At 65.5% G+C, this 17550-nt stretch carries 16 protein-coding genes; 3 read left to right on the top strand and 13 right to left on the bottom strand.

Going from position 1 to position 17550, the window contains the following annotated elements; genetic code table 11:
* Positions 1-38 precede the first annotated feature (38 nt).
* From nagB to JOE31_RS09795, 6 genes are read right to left on the bottom strand one after another with little or no spacing between them, the layout of a single operon-like run.
* A complete protein-coding gene (nagB, locus tag JOE31_RS09820; RefSeq protein ID WP_209743698.1) occupies positions 39-821 on the bottom strand; it encodes a glucosamine-6-phosphate deaminase in 783 nt (260 codons plus the stop codon).
* A gap of 49 nt (positions 822-870) precedes the next feature.
* Positions 871-2442: a transporter gene (locus JOE31_RS09815; RefSeq protein WP_209743697.1), complete on the bottom strand. Its 1572-nt coding sequence runs from the start codon at positions 2440-2442 to the stop codon at positions 871-873.
* Positions 2424-3230: an ABC transporter ATP-binding protein gene (locus JOE31_RS09810; protein WP_209743695.1), complete on the bottom strand. Its 807-nt coding sequence runs from the start codon at positions 3228-3230 to the stop codon at positions 2424-2426. Before JOE31_RS09810 ends, JOE31_RS09815 begins: the two co-directional genes overlap by 19 nt.
* A gap of 55 nt (positions 3231-3285) precedes the next feature.
* Positions 3286-4386 carry an NADH:flavin oxidoreductase/NADH oxidase gene (locus JOE31_RS09805; RefSeq protein ID WP_209743693.1) on the bottom strand — a complete coding sequence of 367 codons (1101 nt, stop codon included), beginning with the start codon at positions 4384-4386 and terminating at the stop codon, positions 3286-3288.
* Complete coding sequence (locus tag JOE31_RS09800) at positions 4386-5405, bottom strand: tetratricopeptide repeat protein (RefSeq protein ID WP_209743690.1); 1020 nt, start codon at positions 5403-5405, stop codon at positions 4386-4388. Before JOE31_RS09800 ends, JOE31_RS09805 begins: the two co-directional genes overlap by 1 nt.
* A gap of 51 nt (positions 5406-5456) precedes the next feature.
* Positions 5457-7259 (bottom strand): hypothetical protein, encoded by a 1803-nt coding sequence (locus JOE31_RS09795; protein ID WP_209743688.1) that lies wholly within the window; start codon positions 7257-7259, stop codon positions 5457-5459.
* 295 nt (positions 7260-7554) lie between these two features.
* Between JOE31_RS09795 and JOE31_RS09790 the strand changes: the two genes are divergently transcribed.
* Positions 7555-8751 carry an AI-2E family transporter gene (locus JOE31_RS09790; RefSeq protein WP_209748309.1) on the top strand — a complete coding sequence of 399 codons (1197 nt, stop codon included), beginning with the start codon at positions 7555-7557 and terminating at the stop codon, positions 8749-8751.
* Positions 8752-8760: 9 nt separating this feature from the next.
* Here the strand turns inward: JOE31_RS09790 and JOE31_RS09785 are convergent, their stop codons facing one another.
* On the bottom strand, positions 8761-9561 hold the full coding sequence (locus JOE31_RS09785) for an alpha/beta hydrolase (RefSeq protein WP_209743687.1): 801 nt from the start codon (positions 9559-9561) through the stop codon (positions 8761-8763).
* 10 nt (positions 9562-9571) lie between these two features.
* Positions 9572-9916, bottom strand: coding sequence for a hypothetical protein (locus JOE31_RS09780; protein WP_043482553.1), 345 nt, complete (start codon positions 9914-9916; stop codon positions 9572-9574).
* 79 nt (positions 9917-9995) lie between these two features.
* Between JOE31_RS09780 and nucS the strand changes: the two genes are divergently transcribed.
* Positions 9996-10691 (top strand): endonuclease NucS, encoded by a 696-nt coding sequence (nucS, locus tag JOE31_RS09775; protein WP_011692440.1) that lies wholly within the window; start codon positions 9996-9998, stop codon positions 10689-10691.
* Positions 10692-10987: 296 nt separating this feature from the next.
* Entirely contained in the window at positions 10988-11191 is a 204-nt protein-coding gene (locus tag JOE31_RS09770; protein ID WP_011692441.1) for a cold-shock protein, read from the top strand.
* A gap of 178 nt (positions 11192-11369) precedes the next feature.
* Here the strand turns inward: JOE31_RS09770 and JOE31_RS09765 are convergent, their stop codons facing one another.
* Genes JOE31_RS09765 through atpD form a run of 5 tightly spaced genes read right to left on the bottom strand, consistent with a single transcriptional unit; the run spans position 11370 to position 17534 of the window.
* Positions 11370-14003 carry a bifunctional lysylphosphatidylglycerol flippase/synthetase MprF gene (locus JOE31_RS09765; protein WP_245199104.1) on the bottom strand — a complete coding sequence of 878 codons (2634 nt, stop codon included), beginning with the start codon at positions 14001-14003 and terminating at the stop codon, positions 11370-11372.
* Positions 14000-15346: an alpha/beta hydrolase family protein gene (locus tag JOE31_RS09760; RefSeq protein ID WP_209743685.1), complete on the bottom strand. Its 1347-nt coding sequence runs from the start codon at positions 15344-15346 to the stop codon at positions 14000-14002. The genes JOE31_RS09765 and JOE31_RS09760 overlap by 4 nt, the downstream gene beginning before the upstream one ends.
* A gap of 5 nt (positions 15347-15351) precedes the next feature.
* The gene (locus tag JOE31_RS09755) at positions 15352-15783 is read right to left on the bottom strand and encodes a DUF2550 domain-containing protein (protein WP_209743682.1); all 432 of its coding nucleotides are present in this window, start codon (positions 15781-15783) and stop codon (positions 15352-15354) included.
* A gap of 10 nt (positions 15784-15793) precedes the next feature.
* Positions 15794-16078, bottom strand: a complete 285-nt coding sequence (locus tag JOE31_RS09750) for a F0F1 ATP synthase subunit epsilon (protein WP_011692445.1) — start codon at positions 16076-16078, stop codon at positions 15794-15796.
* A 1-nt stretch (position 16079) separates the two neighbouring features.
* Positions 16080-17534, bottom strand: a complete 1455-nt coding sequence (atpD, locus tag JOE31_RS09745) for a F0F1 ATP synthase subunit beta (RefSeq protein ID WP_209743680.1) — start codon at positions 17532-17534, stop codon at positions 16080-16082.
* Positions 17535-17550 lie beyond the last annotated feature (16 nt).

The following is a 17550-nucleotide window of genomic DNA, read 5'->3' as shown; positions in this document are numbered from 1 at the left end:
CTTAGCCGTTGCGCCGGACAAAAAACCTGACCTCCGGGCTACAGGCCCTGCCAGGCCGGCTTGCTGTCATACGTGTGGCGGTAGTAGTCCGCCAGCCGCAGGGATGACGCGGCGGCCTCGTCCACCAGGACGGTGACGTGCGGGTGCATCTGCAGGACGGACGCGGCACATATGGCGGCCACCGGACCTTCCACGAAGTCCCGGACCGCCTGCGCTTTCTGCGCACCGGTGGCAACCAGGATCACATGGCGGGCCTCCATGATGGTGCCCAGCCCCTGGGTGAGCACGTGGTGGGGAACATCATGGATGTTTGTGAAGAACCGGGCGTTGTCCCGGCGTGTCTGTTCGATGAGGCTCTTGATCCGCGTCCTGGACGCCAGCGAGGAGCCGGGCTCGTTGAATCCGATGTGGCCGTCGGTGCCTATTCCCAGCAACTGGAGGTCCACCCCTCCGGCGTCCTTGATGGCGTCTTCGTAGGCCTGGCAGGCCGCCGGGATGTCCGCCGCGGAGCCGTCGGGATGATGCACGTTCCCGGGAGCAATGTTCACCCGGTCCGTGAACTCCCGCCGGATGACCTCGCGGTAGGACTGGGGGTGCCCCGGTTCCAGCCCCACGTATTCGTCCAGCGCAAACGCCTGTACGCGGCTGAAGTCGAGGCCGGCCTGCGCGTGCCGTCGGGCGAGTTCGTCGTAGATCGGCAGCGGTGACGACCCGGTTGCCAGGCCGAGTACCGCGTCCGGTTTCCGGCGCAGTAACGCCTCGATGGCATCCGCGGCGAGCGCCCCGATCTGTTTGCTCCCCGGAAGAATAACCACTTCCATGGCGTACCGCCTTTCGCGTGCTGTAGTACCCATCATGCCCCTATCAGGCCTAACGGTTGACTGAGAGCTGGGCCAGGAGTTCAGGGCCGCGGGCGTCGAGCCATTTCCCGCCGAGGCGGACCCCTACGGCGAAGAGGAGCAGCCCCAGGGCCGGGCCCAGCACCAGATTGATCCATCCGGGCACCATGCTGCCCGTGACGGACTGCGCGACGACCAGGGCAGCTTCCGGCAGCACCAGCACCAGCAATACGCCCATCCCGCCGAACTGGACAGCCATGGTCTGGGCGACGTTTCCCGGCGGTTTCTTGAACGGGCTGTCGCCAGGGAGCGGGACCGCCACCGTATACCGCGCCGAGATGACCGATGCCAGGCCCAGGCCTGTGAACAGGACACCCAGGGAGAGGCCCAGCAGCGCCGGCAGCCATTCCCAGTCGCCGGTAAAGAAGAACGGGCCGACGCTGAAGACCAGCACGATGGGAAGTGCGAACGCCAGGCAGGCGAGGGCGCGCCCCAGCCTGTCATGGACGCCGCGGACCCCGCTGGACACATGCAGGGCGAACGCCGTGTTGTCATAGGACACATCCGCGGAAATCGACCACGCCAGCAGGAACGCTGCCAACGGACCGATGATCGCCAGTACCCCGTAGTCCCCGGTCTGGCCCGCTTGGAAGAACATCAGGACGGGCAGCAGCGGAATGACCACCAGGGATCCCGAGTACCGGGGGTCCCGGATCCAGTAGGTGAGGGCCCGGGCCGTAATGGCGCCGGTGGGCGTGGCCGGCAGCACCCCGAAGAGGCCCATCCGGCCGGCGCGCTTCCTGCCGCTCGCGGCGTAGGGCGGCGTGACCAGGGCACGCTGCAGGAGCATCTTCCAGCACCAGGCCAGGCCGGCCAGTGTTGCCAGGGCGATCAGGAGCTTCAGCACGGCAGGTCCGTACTGGCCCGCCGCGGTGTCTCCGCCCAGCGACCACGCGGCACCGGCAGGTGTCCAGGCCAGGGTCCGGGCCAGGCCGGTCATGAAACCGGCGGAGCCGGCGGCTCCCTGGGCCAGGAAGGCCACGATCGGCCCCATCAGCATCAGCGGCACCATAAAGGCGAGCGCACTGACGTCCTTGAACCGCCGGGAGGATGCCAGGCCTGCAGTCGCCGTCGTCACCACTTTGGAAAGGACAATGCATGTCAGCACGCCCAGGACGGCTCCCGCTGTGGCGGCCACAACCGGGGGCCATCCCCTGCTCCAGGTGCCGACGGTGGCCAGCGCTACGAGGGTGGTGGCGATGCCGGGAATCCCGATCAGTCCGCCGAGGGCAAGGCCGGTGAGCAGCTGGGGCATGGGAACTGCCGCGGTGGTGAAACGCGCCGGGTCCAGGGTCATGTCCGCGGACGAGGCAATGACGGGCACTATTGCCCAGCCCAGGAACGCCGCGGTACCGCCCAGTACCACCACGGTCTGGGCGAGCTCAAGGTTGGCGGTCCGGAGCAGCACAAGTGCCGCCCCGAAGAAACCCGCAATGCCGACGGCGTAGAGTCCCCCGATGATCAGCCCCAGCAGCTGCCAGGGGCTGCGCCGGAGGCTGTTGCGCAGGAGCGTCAGTTTGAGCCTTAGAAGGTGCGTAACCATTCCAGGCCCTCCGTTTGGCTGCGGCCGCCCACCAGCTGGACAAACCGGTCCTCCAGGGAGGCTCCGGCCCGGACTTCCTCCACCGTGCCGGCTGCCAGCAGCCTGCCTCCGGCAACCACTGCAACGTGGTCGCACATCCGCTGCACCAGGTCCATGACGTGGCTGGAGACGATCACGGTCCCGCCGGATTCAACGTAGCGGTCCAGGATGTCCCGGATATTCGCCGCGGAAACCGGGTCGACCGATTCAAAGGGTTCATCCAGCACCAGCAACCTGGGGGCGTGGATGAGGGCGGAAGCCAGTGCGATCTTCTTGGTCATGCCGGCGGAATAATCCACCACCAGCGTCCCGGCGTCGGCGCTGAGATCAAGTGCGGCGAGGAGTTCCGCAACCCTTGCGGACACCACGTCCTTGTTCATCCCCCGCAGCAGGCCCGCATAGCTCACCAGCTGTTCGCCCGTCAGCCGGTCGAACAGCCGGACGCCGTCGGTGAGGATGCCCATAAGCTTCTTGGCGTCGAGGGGCCGGGCCCAGACGTCCACGCCGTGCACCAGCGCCGTGCCGAAGTCCGGCCGGAGCAGCCCCGTAGCCATCGAGAGCGTGGTGGTCTTCCCCGCGCCGTTAGGACCCACAATGCCGTAGAAGGACCCCGCCGGCACATCCAGGCTGATCCCGTCCACCGCGATCTTCCCGCCGAAGCGTTTTGCCAGGCCGCGGATCGCCAAGGCGGGAACAGGGTGCTGCTGGGGGCTGTCAGGCGGACGAATCCCGGGTTGCGGTTCAGTCATGCTGCCAGCGTAGCCTCCCGGGCGCTTGGGGAGGATCGTCCGAAAGGGCTACTTCCTAGAACGAATGGCGTGGAACGGCACGTTCGTATTGCGGGACCCACGGCAGTTCGTGGCCGAGCTCAAAGGCGGCGCGCAGCCACCAGTGCGGATCCCGGAGTGCGGCGCGGGCAATGAAGACCCCGTCAGCCTGCCCTGTGGCCACGGCGTGTTCCGCCTGCCCGGCCGATGTCAGCAGTCCCACGGTGCCGGTGCGGACGCTTGCCTCGCGCCGGATCCGGGCTGCAAACCCCGTCTGGTAGCCCGGGCCGGCCGGAATCTGCTGGTGCGCCACGGCACCCCCGCTGGAGACGTCCACGAGGTCCACTCCGCGTTCTGCGGCGGCACTGGCCAGCCGGACCGAGGCGGCGGCGTCGATCCCGCCGTCGGCCCAGTCCGAGGCGGAGATCCGCAGCAGCAGCGGCATCGAATCAGGGATGACATTCCGGACCGCGTCCACCACAGCCAGGGTGAGCCGGTTGCGTCCGGCTTCGTCGCCACCCCAGGCATCCGTCCTGTCGTTGATGAGCGGGCTCTGGAACTGGTGCAGCAGGTAACCGTGCGCGCCATGGATTTCGATCGTGTCGAACCCGGCGTCGACCGCCCTGACGGCGGCCGCTGCAAAATCGGCAATAACGCCGTCAATCTCCGCCGCTGTCATGGCTGCGGGTGGCGCATAGCCGTCGAAGGCGCCGGTGCCCGGCCCCACCGTCTCCCAGCCGCCGTCGGACGCCGGCACGGAGCCGTGCTTCCCGGAGAAGGGCCAGTAAGTCGAGGCTTTCCTGCCCGCGTGCGCCAGCTGCGTGCCGATCTTTGCGTCAGCGGCGCCGTAGCGGTGCACAAACGCCGTGATCCGCTCCCATGCCGAGGCCTGTTCGTCGTTGTAAAGGCCGGCGTCGCGCGGGCTGATGCGGCCTGCCGCATTCACTGCGGCCGCCTCGGTGAGGATCAGGGCCGCTCCCCCGGCGGCGAAGGACCCCAGATGCATGAGGTGCCAGTCATGCGGGACGCCTTCACCGGTGTCCGGTCCGCAGCTGTACTGGCACATGGGCGAAACCCAGCCGCGGTGACGCAGCTTCAGTGAGCGCAGCTCCAGCGGCGAAAACAGTGCCGAGTGCATTAAAACAGCACCCGCGCCAGTCCCTGCCGCGCCTTGGCAACGCGCTCATCAGACGGACCCACCACCTCGAAGAGCTCGAGCAGCCGCACGCGGGCGGTCTCACGCTCCGGACCGAAGTTCCGGCCGATGAAGCCAACGATCCGGCCCAGTGCGTCATCGATGTGTCCGCCGGCGATGTCCAGGTCCGCTACGCCCAGCTGTGCATCAAGGTTGTCCGGCTCATCGGCCGCGACTTTGCGGAGCGCTTCGCCGTCCGGACCGGTCAGGGACTGCAGCCGCTCCATCAGCTCCACCTGGGCGAGTCCGGCCTTGGCTTCGGCATCCGCCGGCATCTCCAGCAACGCCTGGCGGTAGGACGCGGCCGCGGCAGCATAGTCTCCTGCTTCGATGGCATCGTAGGCGGCCTGGTGCAGTGGCGGCAGCGGGGCCGGTTCGGCCTCGGCAGCTGCCGTTCCGGAACCGCCCAGACTGCCCGTAACGCCGTTGGCGGCTGCGACCTTCAGAAGTTCATCCAGCAGGCTGCGCACCTGTTGTTCGTCGGCTCCGCCCTGGAACAGGGGAACGGGCTGTCCCTTTACCACCGCCACGGCGGTGGGGACGGCCTGGACCTGGAATGCCTGGGCAAGCTGGGGGAAGGCGTCGATGTCCGCGGCACCAAGGACCAGCCGGCCGCCGTAGCTGTTGATGATGCCTTCAAGGACGTTGATCAGTTCGCCCGAGGCGGGTGAATAGCTTGCCCAGAGGCCGAAGACCACGGGCACCTGGGCGGACAACTCAACAAGCTGCTGGAAGTTTCCTTCGGTGACGTCCACGCGGAGCGGCTGACCGCCGGTTTCCGGCGCCGCCCCCGGGGCAGGCGTCCCCGGCTGGCCGGCGCCAGGGCCGGGCTGGCCGCCGGCAGGAGACTGTCCGGCCGGTGGCGCGGTGCGCTGTTTCAGGCTGGAAAGGTCGACGGCGCCGCGCAGGTTGAGCTGGCTGGCAGCGGCTGGAGGGACTGGACGGGAGGCTGGCGAACTCATAGCCTCCACTCTAGCCACTCCGGCCGCTGCCGGTCATACCCGCGACGCGGGCTACTTGAAGCTGGCCCCCACGAGTCCGCGGGTGGCGGCCACGAGCTTCATCGGGTCCTTGGATCCGGCCGGCGGGATGTACACGGCCGCTGATTCGGCGAAGTTGAGCACCATGCCGGAGCTCGTTTCCTTGCCACCGGCCAGCACGGCTGCGTCGTCACCGATCGCGAGCTTGTCGCCCTCAGCCTTGGGTGTGCCGTCGAACGCGAAGTTCAAACGGCCAAGAACCAGGGCGCCGCCGTCCGCGGTGCGGAATACCACAGTGTCCTCGGGGACCACCTTGTGCGTGAAGCTGAAGTTGCCGTTGACGCCCGTCTTGGCCACATCGGCCTGGTAGGCCAGGGTATCGGCGATGTACGGCGAGGACTGGCCCTCCACGAGCTTGTCCTTGAATGTCGAATCTGCCTTGGTCAGGCGGTCGCCCAGCCCGGCAAGGGCTTCCTGGCCGCTGTAAAGCAGGCCCGACTTGTCGTCAGCGGCAAGGGTTTCCGTTCCGGTGCGTCCAATGGCGGGGAACGTGGTGCCCGGCTGCAGCGGGCTGGTTTGCACGAGCTTGTAGTTTTCGCGGGGGGACTTCTGCACGAGGGTCAGCAGCTGGGGCACAACGTTGCCCTCGCCCTGGGTGACGGCCATGACCGAGCGGGGCCAGGCACGCTTGCTGGTGACAACGGTGGTCAGCAGCTTGGTGGCGCGGACGGGCATGCGTGCCTCGTAGGCGCCCACCTGTGAGCGGATCTTATAGTTCTGGGTGCGCACCTCAAGCTCCGTGCGGTCCACGCGGGGCTTGAGCTTGGCCGCATCCTTGGCGGCGTCGCCGGCGTCCACAGTGCTGGAAACCTGTTCCAGGATGCGGCGGAACTGGGCATCCAGCAGCACCGGTGCGTCGGGGGCGGCGTCCGCGGCGGCGGACTCACTGGACGACGGCGACGGCGCGGGGCTTGTGGCTGCCTGGGCAGCTACGCCGGTTCCGGCCACGATGGTTGCGGCAAGGGCGGCCATGGCCACTCCCGCGCGCGTCGGGCTGAAGGTGGCGGTGCCGGGCCGCTTTTCCCCAGGCGACTCAGCGGGTGACTCAACGGGCGAGGAAGCGTCAGGCGCCGGCTTGCCGGCCGGGCGGGCTGCGCGTGCACGGCGGACAAGCTTGTCCTTCAGGGATTCGCCGGCGTCGTCCCCGCCAACTCCGGCGGGCCTGCCGCCCTTGGGCTTGATCACCAGCAGCGCCAGTCCGGCCAGCATCAGGAGGCCGCCGAGCACCATCAACGGCACGGCCCACGGAGTGGACGTGTCATTGGGGAATGTCATGGAGATGGACGACGGTGCCGGCTTGGTGCCGTCCGAGGCCAACAGCAGCGACCACTCGCCGTCTGCCGGGGCGCTCCAGGTGTAGTTCAGTTCGCCGCTGGCGTTCTCGGTGGTAACCCAGAGATCGGAGCCGGCGGGCGACGGCGCGGTTGCTTCGCCGTCCGTGTGTGTCAGCTGGAGCGATTTGCTGTCTTCGGAGACTCCGGAGACCGTGTTGTGGGCTGTCTTGCCCACCCAGGCGTCGACGTCGTCAGGACGGCCTGCTGCCAGCATGAAGCTGCCTTCGCCCTTGACATTGATCTTGACCGTACCCCCGTGAAGGGTCCGCAATTTCTGGTCGATAACGGTCAGTGGTGCGGCGGTGCCGTCGGAAGGCGCCGAGGCTGTCACGGTCTCGGCCGGAGCCCAGATGGTCTTCTGTCCTACGCCGGCCAGCAGTGTCAGGAGGCCGAGCAGCACTAGTGCAACTGCAGTCTTGAAACGCAAAGGGATACCTATCATCAGCGGGGGTTTACTTTCAATAGTAACCATTTTGTTACCAATGAGTCAGATCGGAGCTTGGTTCCCAGCCTAGGGCAACCGGGCTCGCCAAGGGGAAAACGGGGCGCTGACAGGCCTGCTGATAGTGTTTGCGATGATCATCACACGGTCCCGCAGCAGCGGCGCCACAGACGGTAAAGGGCCCAAAAACGCAGTGACTGAACACACGGATTCGTCCACCCCAGGACAGGAAGCCACGCCCGGATCCGGTACCCGCGACAGTGTCCCGGGCAGTTCGCAGCACGAGCGCAAACCGGTGCTGCCGGGCCTGGCCGCGGCATTGCTGCGCAGGCTGCGGACGCCCCTTCCCGGAGCGCAGCCCCGGCTCCGCTTCGAAATGCCGCCCGACTTCGACGAAGACGCCACGACTCCCGAAACCGAGACCGGCACCCGCTTTGGACATCCGGGGCCTCGGATGTCGTCACAGCATCCCTTATATATGGGCTTCATGGGCACCGTGGGCGTCGGCCTGGCCCTGCTCGTGTATTGGATCGGGTCCAACACCACGCAGCTCCTGCTCTGGATTGTGACCGCGCTCTTCATCGCGTTGGGCCTGGATCCGGTGGTGCGCTGGCTTGAAGGCCGCAAGCTTCCCCGGCCCATCGGCATCCTGGTGTCGGTCACGGTCCTCGTCTCGGCCGTCGCCGGCTTCTTCGCCACGCTGATCCCCACCATCGTCCAGCAGGTGACCCAGATCGTGCAGGAGGCACCCCGCTGGATCCAGGACTTCATTGACTCGGATTTCTTCCGCAGTGTTGACGACCAGTTCGGCGTGCGGGAACGCATTACGCAGGAGCTGGAAAAGTTCGTCAATAATCCGGATGCCATGGGTGGCATCTTCGGCGGCGTCGTGGGCTTTGGATCCACGGTGGCCAACGGACTCTTCGGAACCCTCATCGTCCTCGTGCTCAGCCTTTACTTCCTTGCTGCACTCCCCGCCATGAAGAAGTGGGGGTACCGGCTCGCGCCCCGCTCCCGCCGGGCCCGGGTGGAAGCGCTTTCGGAAGAGATCACCGGGTCAGTGGGTAACTACGTCATCGGCCAGGCCTGCGTAGCCCTCCTTAACGCGACGTTTGCGTTCATCGTGATGTCCATCGTCGGCGTCCCCTTTGCCGTGCTGCTGGCGTTCGTTGTGGCCCTGCTGGCGTTCATCCCCCTGGTCGGCGGAATGATTGCGGGCGTAGTGGTCACGCTGATCGCACTGACCGCAGGCTGGCAGACCGCCCTTGTCTACGCTATTTGCTACTTTGCCTACCTGCAGTTCGAGGCCTACTTCATCTCGCCCCGCATCATGCAAAAGGCTGTGGCCGTGCCGGGCGCTGTGGCTGTCATCTCGGTGATCGCCGGAGGCAGCCTGCTCGGCGTCCTCGGCGCCCTTATCGCCATTCCCACCGCCGCCGCGGTCATGCTGCTCGTGAAGGAAATCTTCATCGTCCGCCAGGACAAGCACTAGCGCCGGGGCTTACGGCGCCGCCGAGGCCACGGGCCCGTTCCATTCCTGTGGCAGGCCGTCGGGACCAGCGCCCCGCGCCGTGACCTCGTCCACGATTTCGTTGAGCACGCGGGCGGCGTATTTCTCCCCCACCCACAGGTGCTTGGCGCCGTCGACCCCCACAACCTCGGCCTGCGGCACCAGGCTGAAGCGCTCCTCAGCGGCCGCAGGCTGGAGGTAGTCGTCGTGCTCGGGAACCAGCACCTTCAGGGGCTTCCCTGCGGCTGCCCACTCCCGCAGGTGCGCGTCGGTGGCACGGTGCAGCGGAGGTGAAAGCAGCACGGCACCTTCCACCAGGGATGCCACCGGCTCCGTTGCGCCGTACATCAGCGCCAGTTCCGTTCCGAACGACCAGCCCACCAGCCAGCGGTTGGGCAGGTTCCTGGACGCTGCGAACCGGACCGCCGCCTCGACGTCGAGCCGTTCGCCGACACCCTCCTCGAACCGGCCCTCGCTGGTGCCGCGGGGCGAACTGGTTCCCCTGGTGTTGAACCTGAGGACGGCGACGCCGGCGAGTGCCGGCAACCGGTAGGAGGCCTTGCGGTACACGTGCGAGTCCATGAAGCCGCCGTGGGTGGGAAGGGGATGCAGCGTGATCAGCGTGGCGTTGATCCCGCCCGATTCCGGGACAGCCAGCTCGCCGACGAGGACGTGACCGTCCTCGGTGCGTAATTCGATGTTTTCCCGGCGGGCCGGGAGGACTGTTGAAGCCCGGATGGCGGTTGCTGCGGAAGGCTGGCTGAATACGAACGACGCCGGGTCAAAAGTCATGACCAACAGCTTAGCGATAGCGGTACGTGCGTGACGTCCAGCAGTTGGAGTGCCAGTGCCGGCGCTCCGCAAGGCCCGCGGCCGCGCCGAAGAGGTGGTCCTCCGCCCAGACCACCAGGTGCTCCACCCCGGGGAGGACTGCAGTTGAGCAACCCGGGCAGATGTAGGCCTTTTCGGCACGTTTGGCCGTCATGGTGCGGACCATCCATTCGCCGTCGGGCGCGCTCTCCCGCCGTGCTATCCCCGACCGGGCACGCTCAAGATCCAGCTCCGGCACGGGGCCCGCCGCGTGCTTGCGACTGGCCTGCCCCAGTTTTCCGGAGGCGGCACGGCGGGGGCGGTTGGAACGGGGCATGCTTCCATTCTGCCCCAGCAGGCGAACTGTGCTGTCGCATGCTGTCGCTGTGCGGCGCCCAGAAGGTAGTGTTTACCGGGTGCGTTTAGTCATAGCCCGTTGTTCTGTTGATTACGTCGGCCGCCTCAAGGCCCATCTCCCCCTTGCCACCCGGCTTCTGCTGGTCAAGGCGGACGGGTCCGTGCTGGTGCACTCCGACGGCGGCTCCTACAAGCCGCTGAACTGGATGAGCCCTCCGGCCAGCCTGAGGGTCTCCACTCCCGACGAAGTGGACCTGGAGCTCGGCGTCACTGAACAGTGGACCGTCCAGTCCGCGAAGACAGATGACCGGCTCATCATCAACATCCACGAGCAGCTGCACGATACGTCCCATGAGCTAGGCCAGGATCCGGGCCTCATCAAGGACGGCGTCGAGGCCGACCTGCAGAGGCTGCTGGCTGACCAGATTGAGCGACTCGGCACCGGATTTTCCCTGATCCGGCGCGAGTATTTCACCGCCATTGGCCCCGTGGACATCCTCGCCAGGGACGCCGACGGCGCCACGGTGGCCATTGAGCTGAAAAGGCGCGGCGATATCGACGGAGTCGAACAGCTGACCCGCTACCTTGAGCTTCTCAACCGGGATCCGCTGCTGGCACCGGTCCGAGGCATCTTCGCCGCCCAGCAGATCAAGCCGCAGGCCAAGGTGCTGGCCAACGACCGCGGCATCGACTGCGTCACCCTGGACTACGACGCCATGCGCGGCGTGGATGATAGCGAATCGCGCCTCTTCTAAATAGGCGGCCGGTCACTAGCCCGGTGCACTGTCATAACGAAGCGGTTCACGAGGGCTTTACGCAAAATTTATCGAATTCCCTCTTTTGCCCGTTGACCTGACGCAACCCACGTGAAATTCTTATATAAGTCTTTGTGTAGGTGTTTTTCATGCTCGCAAGACATGTTGCGAGCGCGAAGCTTCGTCAGCTAGTGTCCGGTACCACCGGGCGGCAAGCCAGGATTCTTCTCGCGGAGTGACCAAGCACGGCACGAAGTGTGCCGAGCTTAACCAAGTTCCATAATGAGGAGAAATAAATGGCACAGGGAACCGTCAAGTGGTTCAACGCTGAAAAAGGCTTCGGCTTCATTACCCCGGATGACTCCGATGGTGATGTCTTCGTTCACTACTCTGAGATCCAGACCGGCGGATTCAAGACCCTCGACGAGAACCAGCGCGTTCAGTTCGAGATCGGCCAGGGCGCCAAGGGCCCCCAGGCTACCGGCGTAACTCTGGTCTAGTCCCTCGTCGGATTGCCGCCTGTCAGCGGCGTCCTGCGAATTAGTGATCCCCGGTATTAGTGCCGGGGATCATTTTTTGGGCATTTTCCTTTGGCCCCTTCGACGCATTGTTGCTTGTCACAAATGTTTTCGGAATCTGAAATCATGATGCCCATAAACTTCGACCGGCTTTACGGAATTAGCGGACCATCGTCCTCAGCAGTCGTGCGCTCTGACGGACCGAAAGGCCCGGCAGATAGGCACGGCTTAGTGCCCGGCCGATCGCGGGCAGTTGCAGGGGGTCCTGGTAGTAAAGGTAGAGCGTGCGGTAATCAGGCTTGAACCTGGATTTGAAAGTGGCCAGGGAGCGGAAGCCGTACACCGGCTCGAGTGCCCGCCCCACCACATCAAGGATCGCGGTGAGGGCCTCGGGCTCCCGCCCGCTCCCCCGGTCCGGCTCCTGGTCCGTGTCCCGGCCGGTTTCCTGGTCTGTATCCCGAGGTGCGTCGGATACTGCCGCTTCCTCGGGCTCCTTAGCCAGGGGTGAGCCGGAGAGGGAAATAACTTCAACCGAATTTCGCAGCTCAAGCACTGCGGAGGCAATCAGGAACTCCATGACTCCGGGTAATCCGTCCTCCCGCCGGCGCATGAAATCGAGCGTCCAGCTGACCACGCGTCCCTCCTCATATACCGGGAGCCAGCTGGTCACGCCATGCACCACTCCGTCAGGGTCGACAGCGACGCAGCACAGCACGTCGTCATCCATCAGCTCGTCCATGCCGCCGAGCGTAAATCCCATTTCCGGAACGGATTTCTGCGCAGCCCATTCCTCGGATACCTCGAGGAGCTGGGCGCGCAGCGCCGCAGGCAACCCGCTGTAGCGTCCCCAGACGGCCGTGACGCCGGTCTTTCGCGCACGGTTCAGTGCGGTACGGACGTTTTGCCATTCTTTGCCTTTGAACTCGAGCTCCCTGACGGCCAGCCGCGTCTCCTGAGCTACGGCAACCCGGCCGAACGCACGGGAGTGCAGCATGGGCCACAGCTCGTCGGTGCAGGAATAAAAGCACGGCACCAGCGCATGCTCGGCGCAATACTGCATGAATCCGGCAGCGGCTTCCTCCCGCAGCGCCGGGTCTCCGAACGGACCGCCCAGCGTGAGGGCAACACTGCCATGCTGCTGGTAGGCCACACCGGCATCGCCGCCGGGTGTGAACCAGTATTTGTTGGGTTCCCAGAGCGCCATCCAGGACAGCGAGTCGCCGCCGCGGCGCACCAGCCGGCGGGCCACATCCCTCTCCTCGACACCCGCGCCGGCACCGTGGTGCCGCCCCAGCAACACCACCCACACGCCCGCCAGTGCCACCGCCCAGAACGCGATGCCGGAATAGGCAAACAGGAAGGCCTCCACCGACTGCCGGTCCTGGAAGATGCGGTTGTAGAGGCTGGGGATGGGAACCGGAAGGTACTGGCGTGCCAGCTCCGCCGCGAGCCCGGACAGTCCGCCGTCACGTTCCATTCCGCCGGCTCCCAGCCACGCCACGGTGTAGGTACCGGCAAGTGCAAGCCAGGTTCCTGCCAGCACCCGGGTGAGGGTACGCCGTCCTCTTGCCGAAGTTTCCACACGGAACTGGCGCCGATTAATCCACAGCAGCAGCATGAGGAGCATCGGAACAGCCACGAGCGGGAGCACGTGGACGAATCCTGAGCCCATGACGGCCGTGTGCGGCCGTGACGGGTAGTGGGGTATCCGGGCAAACAGCGTGAGGTACACGGCAGACAATGCCGTGACGGCCAGCTGGACACCGATGGTGATCCGCCAGGCAAGCCTGCGGCCACGCCGGAGGCCGTCCGCGCAGATCAGCAGGAGCAGTACGGGCACCACGGCCAGCGCAAGGCCCAGCGGTCCGGCAAACCCCGTCCGCCCGATTTCCAGGCAGCTCACGTCCACAGTGCCGCCGCAGTTCTGCTCCAGCTGGCTCAGGGTGGGCAACGGATTAAGGACGACGTCCCGCAGCAGCGCCAGCGGCCCGGTGGGGCTGCGGACGGCGGCGGTCAGGATGGGTCCGACGGCAAAAATCCCCACGATCAGGGCCAGAAGGTTACGCGTCTCGCGGCCGGTGGAGCGGTGCCGGTGGAGGGTTCCCTGGTCGCTCTGGATCCACCACCCGGCGGCAAGCCCCGCCAGGGCACCCAGGAAACCGACCACGGTCTCCGGATGCCCGACGTAGAGGACGAGGAGCAGCGACGCTGACACAATGCCCGTACGAAGGCGCCGTTGCCACAGGGTGGGCGCGAGGCCGCTGGCCCCCAGCACGGCCGCCAGCACAGCTGCGTAGGGGCCAATGAGCCGGGCATCCACCATCAGGCCCAGCCAGCCGTCCCCGGCGAAGCGGGCGAGCTGGGTAACCAGCAGAAACAGTGAGACGGCCGCGAACTGCCCGCCGAAGAAGAACGCCGCGGTCCGCAGTGTCCCCAGCCTGCGCTCGGCCAGGCCCAGGAACAGCAGGACCATTGTTGCGGCCGTGAGGTACGCCGCCGGGTTCGTGGCGAAGAAGAGCGAGGTAAACATGGACCACCAGCGGCCGTCCTTCAAGGCGGTCGCGTGCACCGAGGCCACGTCAAGAAGTGCTTCCGGAGGCCCGGACAGGAAGCTGTTGGTTGCCGCGCCCGCGCCAAGGAACAGGCCAAGGACAGCCAGGGTGAACGGCACGGCCTTGAAATGCTGCTGCGTGCGGCGCAGGGCCCGAAGCGCAACGTCAGCCCACCTGACGCCGCCGTCCGGCACGGAGCCCTTTCTGTCGATCACCTGGGCAGGGTTCGATTGCCCGTTCATGGCGCGATTCCCCATCGTGATGACAGGAAATCCAGGGCAGCCGGAAGGGCCTTGGACGCCGCCTCCCAGGAATGGCCGGTGTTGGCCACCGGCTCAGCATGAACGGAGAAGCCTGCCCGCCGGGCCGCTGCGGAAAGCTCATCCATGTAGGCAAGGAATTCCGGATCCCTTGCACCGGCGCCGAAATAGACGGAGTGACCCTCAAACCGCGTTCTAGCCATGATGTTCAAGGGAGTCTGCTCATCAAAGGCTGCAACATCGCCGCCGAACGAGGCGTCGATGGTCTTCTGCCGCTCCTTCGCGAGCGCCGGCTCACGTTCGCTCGAGAACGCAAGGACAGAGGCGTAGATGCCGGGATGGCGTGTTCCCATCTGCAGCGCGCAGGTGGCACCAAAGGAAAATCCGCCCGCAGCCCACTGCCGGTGGTCCGCGGAAACGTCCAGGGTCTGCTCGATCCAGCGCGGTACATCCCGGGCAAGAAACGTATCAGCCTTGGCTATGCGGCTATCCATGCAGAGAGTATTGGCCGATGCTGTTCCGTTGGGATCCACCACCACGACAACCGGCGCCACGCCGTTGTGGTCCGCTGCGAAGCGGTCCATCCGGCTGCGCAGGGCCCCTCCTGTAAGCCAATCGGCCGGCCCTCCGGGCTGTCCGGAAAAGAGGACCAGGACGGGGAGCGCTGGGCGGGGCACGGCCTGGTAGGCCGGCGGCAGGTAGACGTACGCCTCACGGCTGCTGAAACCCGAATCAGTGCCCGGGATCTGTGCCTTCCGTACGACGCCGTCGGAGGGCATTTCCACCGGCGGCCGCCAGGCTGCCAGGGCGGCAGGGGCGGCGGCCCCGGGCTGGCGTTCCAAACCGGTTTCCAAGGGCTGGATCCTGGCTACGGCCGTGCCCATGACATCACTGACTGTATGGTTCAGGCCGAAATAGGCGTTGATCTGGACGGCCCCTAGCAGCAGGACGCCGAGGATCGACGCCACGGCGGCGGCCCTCCCCCGCCAGGCAGGCCGGCGGGCCGGCGGAGAAGATCCCTCCGGCGAAGAATACCGTCGAAGCTTCCACAGCCGGAGCACCCCCAGGAAAAGGGCAAAGACCATTGCCGCAAACCACGCGAGTACTTCGCGCGGGAGACTCTCGGGCAGGGTCGAAAAAATGTACATCAGCAGCCAGTGCACCGTGGCCACAACGCCGGCGGCCAGCAGGAGGGCAGCGCCGGCACTCAGGAGCCAGCGGCGTCCGCGTGCCCAGAGCAGCCAGCCGAAGCCTGCGGCACCGGCGGCCCAGGCAATCCACAGCACGGGTCCGTCGGTCAGATGGACGTCAGCGACAAGATCCACCGGCGTTAGCGCCAGGTGCCCACACCGATGACCGGCCCGGCTTCCAGCCACGAGGACAGTCCTGTGTAGGCGTCGAACTTCATGGCCAGCAGCACGTCCTGGCCTTCGTAGTGAAGTTCCACGATCACTGAGTCAGGCTGGACCTTCACGCGTTCCGCCTCAGTAGGCTGACGGCGTCCCACGAGTTCCAGCGAGCTGCGCCGGAACGTGTATTTGGGGCGGACGCTGAGCGAGAGCAGCTTGAACCACTCAAGGTCGTTGTCCTGATAACGACAAACCCCCATCTGCCAGCCTTTTCCGGCCGTGCAAATGGAGGCGTCCACTGTGCCCAGGGCACGCCGCAGGTTAAAGCGGCGTACCCCGGACAGGCACAGTGCAAAAATCAGCAACGCAAAGACAGTTGCCAATGCGATGAACGGAAAACCAGGATCGTTCATCAAGGTCGTGCTAGCGGATCCCCGCAGTAGCTGCTTCACCCATTTGGGCGTTGTCAGCGACAATGACCACCCTGTTGTTGTCGACGGAGAAGAATCCGCCGTCGACAACTACAGCAATGCGTTCACCGGAAACCGGCTCAATGGCCAGTTCACCCTCGGCCAGAATCGCCAGCAGGGGCGAGTGGCCGGGCAGGATTCCGATTTCACCATCGCTGGTGCGGGCCTTGACCATCTTGGCCGCTCCGGACCACACGAAGTGATCCGCTGCGACAATCTCAACCTCAAGCTCAGCCATATTACTTGGTCTGTTCCTGGATCTTGGCCCACTGGCGCTCAACGTCATCCAGGCCGCCGACGTTGAAGAACGCCTGCTCTGCAATGTGGTCAAGCTCGCCGTCGCAGATGGCGGTGAAGCCTTCGACCGTGTCCTTGATGGAAACGGTGGAGCCTTCCACGCCGGTGAACTGCTTGGCGGTGTAGGTGTTCTGGGAGAGGAACTGCTGGATGCGGCGTGCACGCGACACGACAATCTTGTCCTCTTCAGACAGTTCGTCAACGCCGAGGATGGCGATGATGTCCTGGAGTTCCTTGTTCTTCTGCAGGATCTGCTTCACACGGACAGCCGTGTTGTAGTGGTCCTTGCCGATGTACTGGGGATCCAGGATTCGGGAGGTCGACGTCAGCGGATCCACGGCCGGGTACAGACCACGCGAAGCGATTTCACGGGAAAGTTCCGTGGTCGCGTCGAGGTGTGCGAACGTGGTGGCCGGTGCCGGGTCGGTGTAGTCATCCGCGGGAACGTAGATGGCCTGCATCGAGGTGATGGAGTGGCCCTTGGTGGACGTAATGCGCTCCTGGAGGAGACCCATCTCGTCGGCAAGGTTCGGCTGGTAACCCACGGCGGACGGCATGCGGCCGAGAAGGGTGGAAACCTCGGAACCTGCCTGCGTGAAGCGGAAGATGTTGTCGATGAAGAGCAGCACGTCCTGGTTCTGCACATCGCGGAAGTACTCCGCCATGGTCAGTGCGGACAGCGCCACGCGCAGACGCGTTCCCGGCGGCTCATCCATCTGGCCGAATACAAGGGCGGTGTCCTTGAGGACGCCTGCCTCTTCCATTTCGACCCAGAGGTCGTTACCTTCACGGGTACGCTCGCCGACGCCGGCGAACACCGAGGTGCCGCCGAAGTTGCGGGCAACACGGGTGATCATTTCCTGGATCAGCACGGTCTTACCGACACCGGCACCGCCGAAGAGGCCGATCTTTCCACCCTTGATGTACGGGGTGAGGAGGTCGATCACCTTGATGCCGGTTTCCAGCATCTCGGTGGAGCCTTCGAGGGTTGCGAAGGCGGGAGCCTTGCGGTGGATTGCCCAGTGGTCCGAAGCCTGGATCTCGGACTCGTCAACGTCGAGCGGCTTGCCGAGGACGTTGAAGATGTGACCCTTGACGCCGTCGCCGACGGGCACGGTGATGGGCGAGCCGGTGTCCACAACGTTGGTGCCGCGGACGAGTCCGTCGGTGGCCTGCAGGGAGATGGCGCGAATGAGGTTGTCACCCAGGTGGAGGGCAACCTCGAACGTGATGGTCTTGGTCTCACCGTTGAGAGTAATCTCCGTGGTGAGTGCGTTGTAAATCGAGGGGATTGCGTCAGCCGGGAATTCGACGTCGACAACCGGGCCAATAACACGTGCAATACGGCCGGTAGCACCGGACGTTGCGGCTACGTGTTCGGTAGCGGTGGCAGTCATCTCTCTCACTTCACTC

Origin of the sequence: Arthrobacter sp. PvP023, assembly GCF_017832975.1 — a bacterium.
Classification (GTDB): Bacteria; Actinomycetota; Actinomycetes; order Actinomycetales; family Micrococcaceae; genus Arthrobacter.
This window is presented reverse-complemented; position numbering and strand designations above follow the sequence as displayed.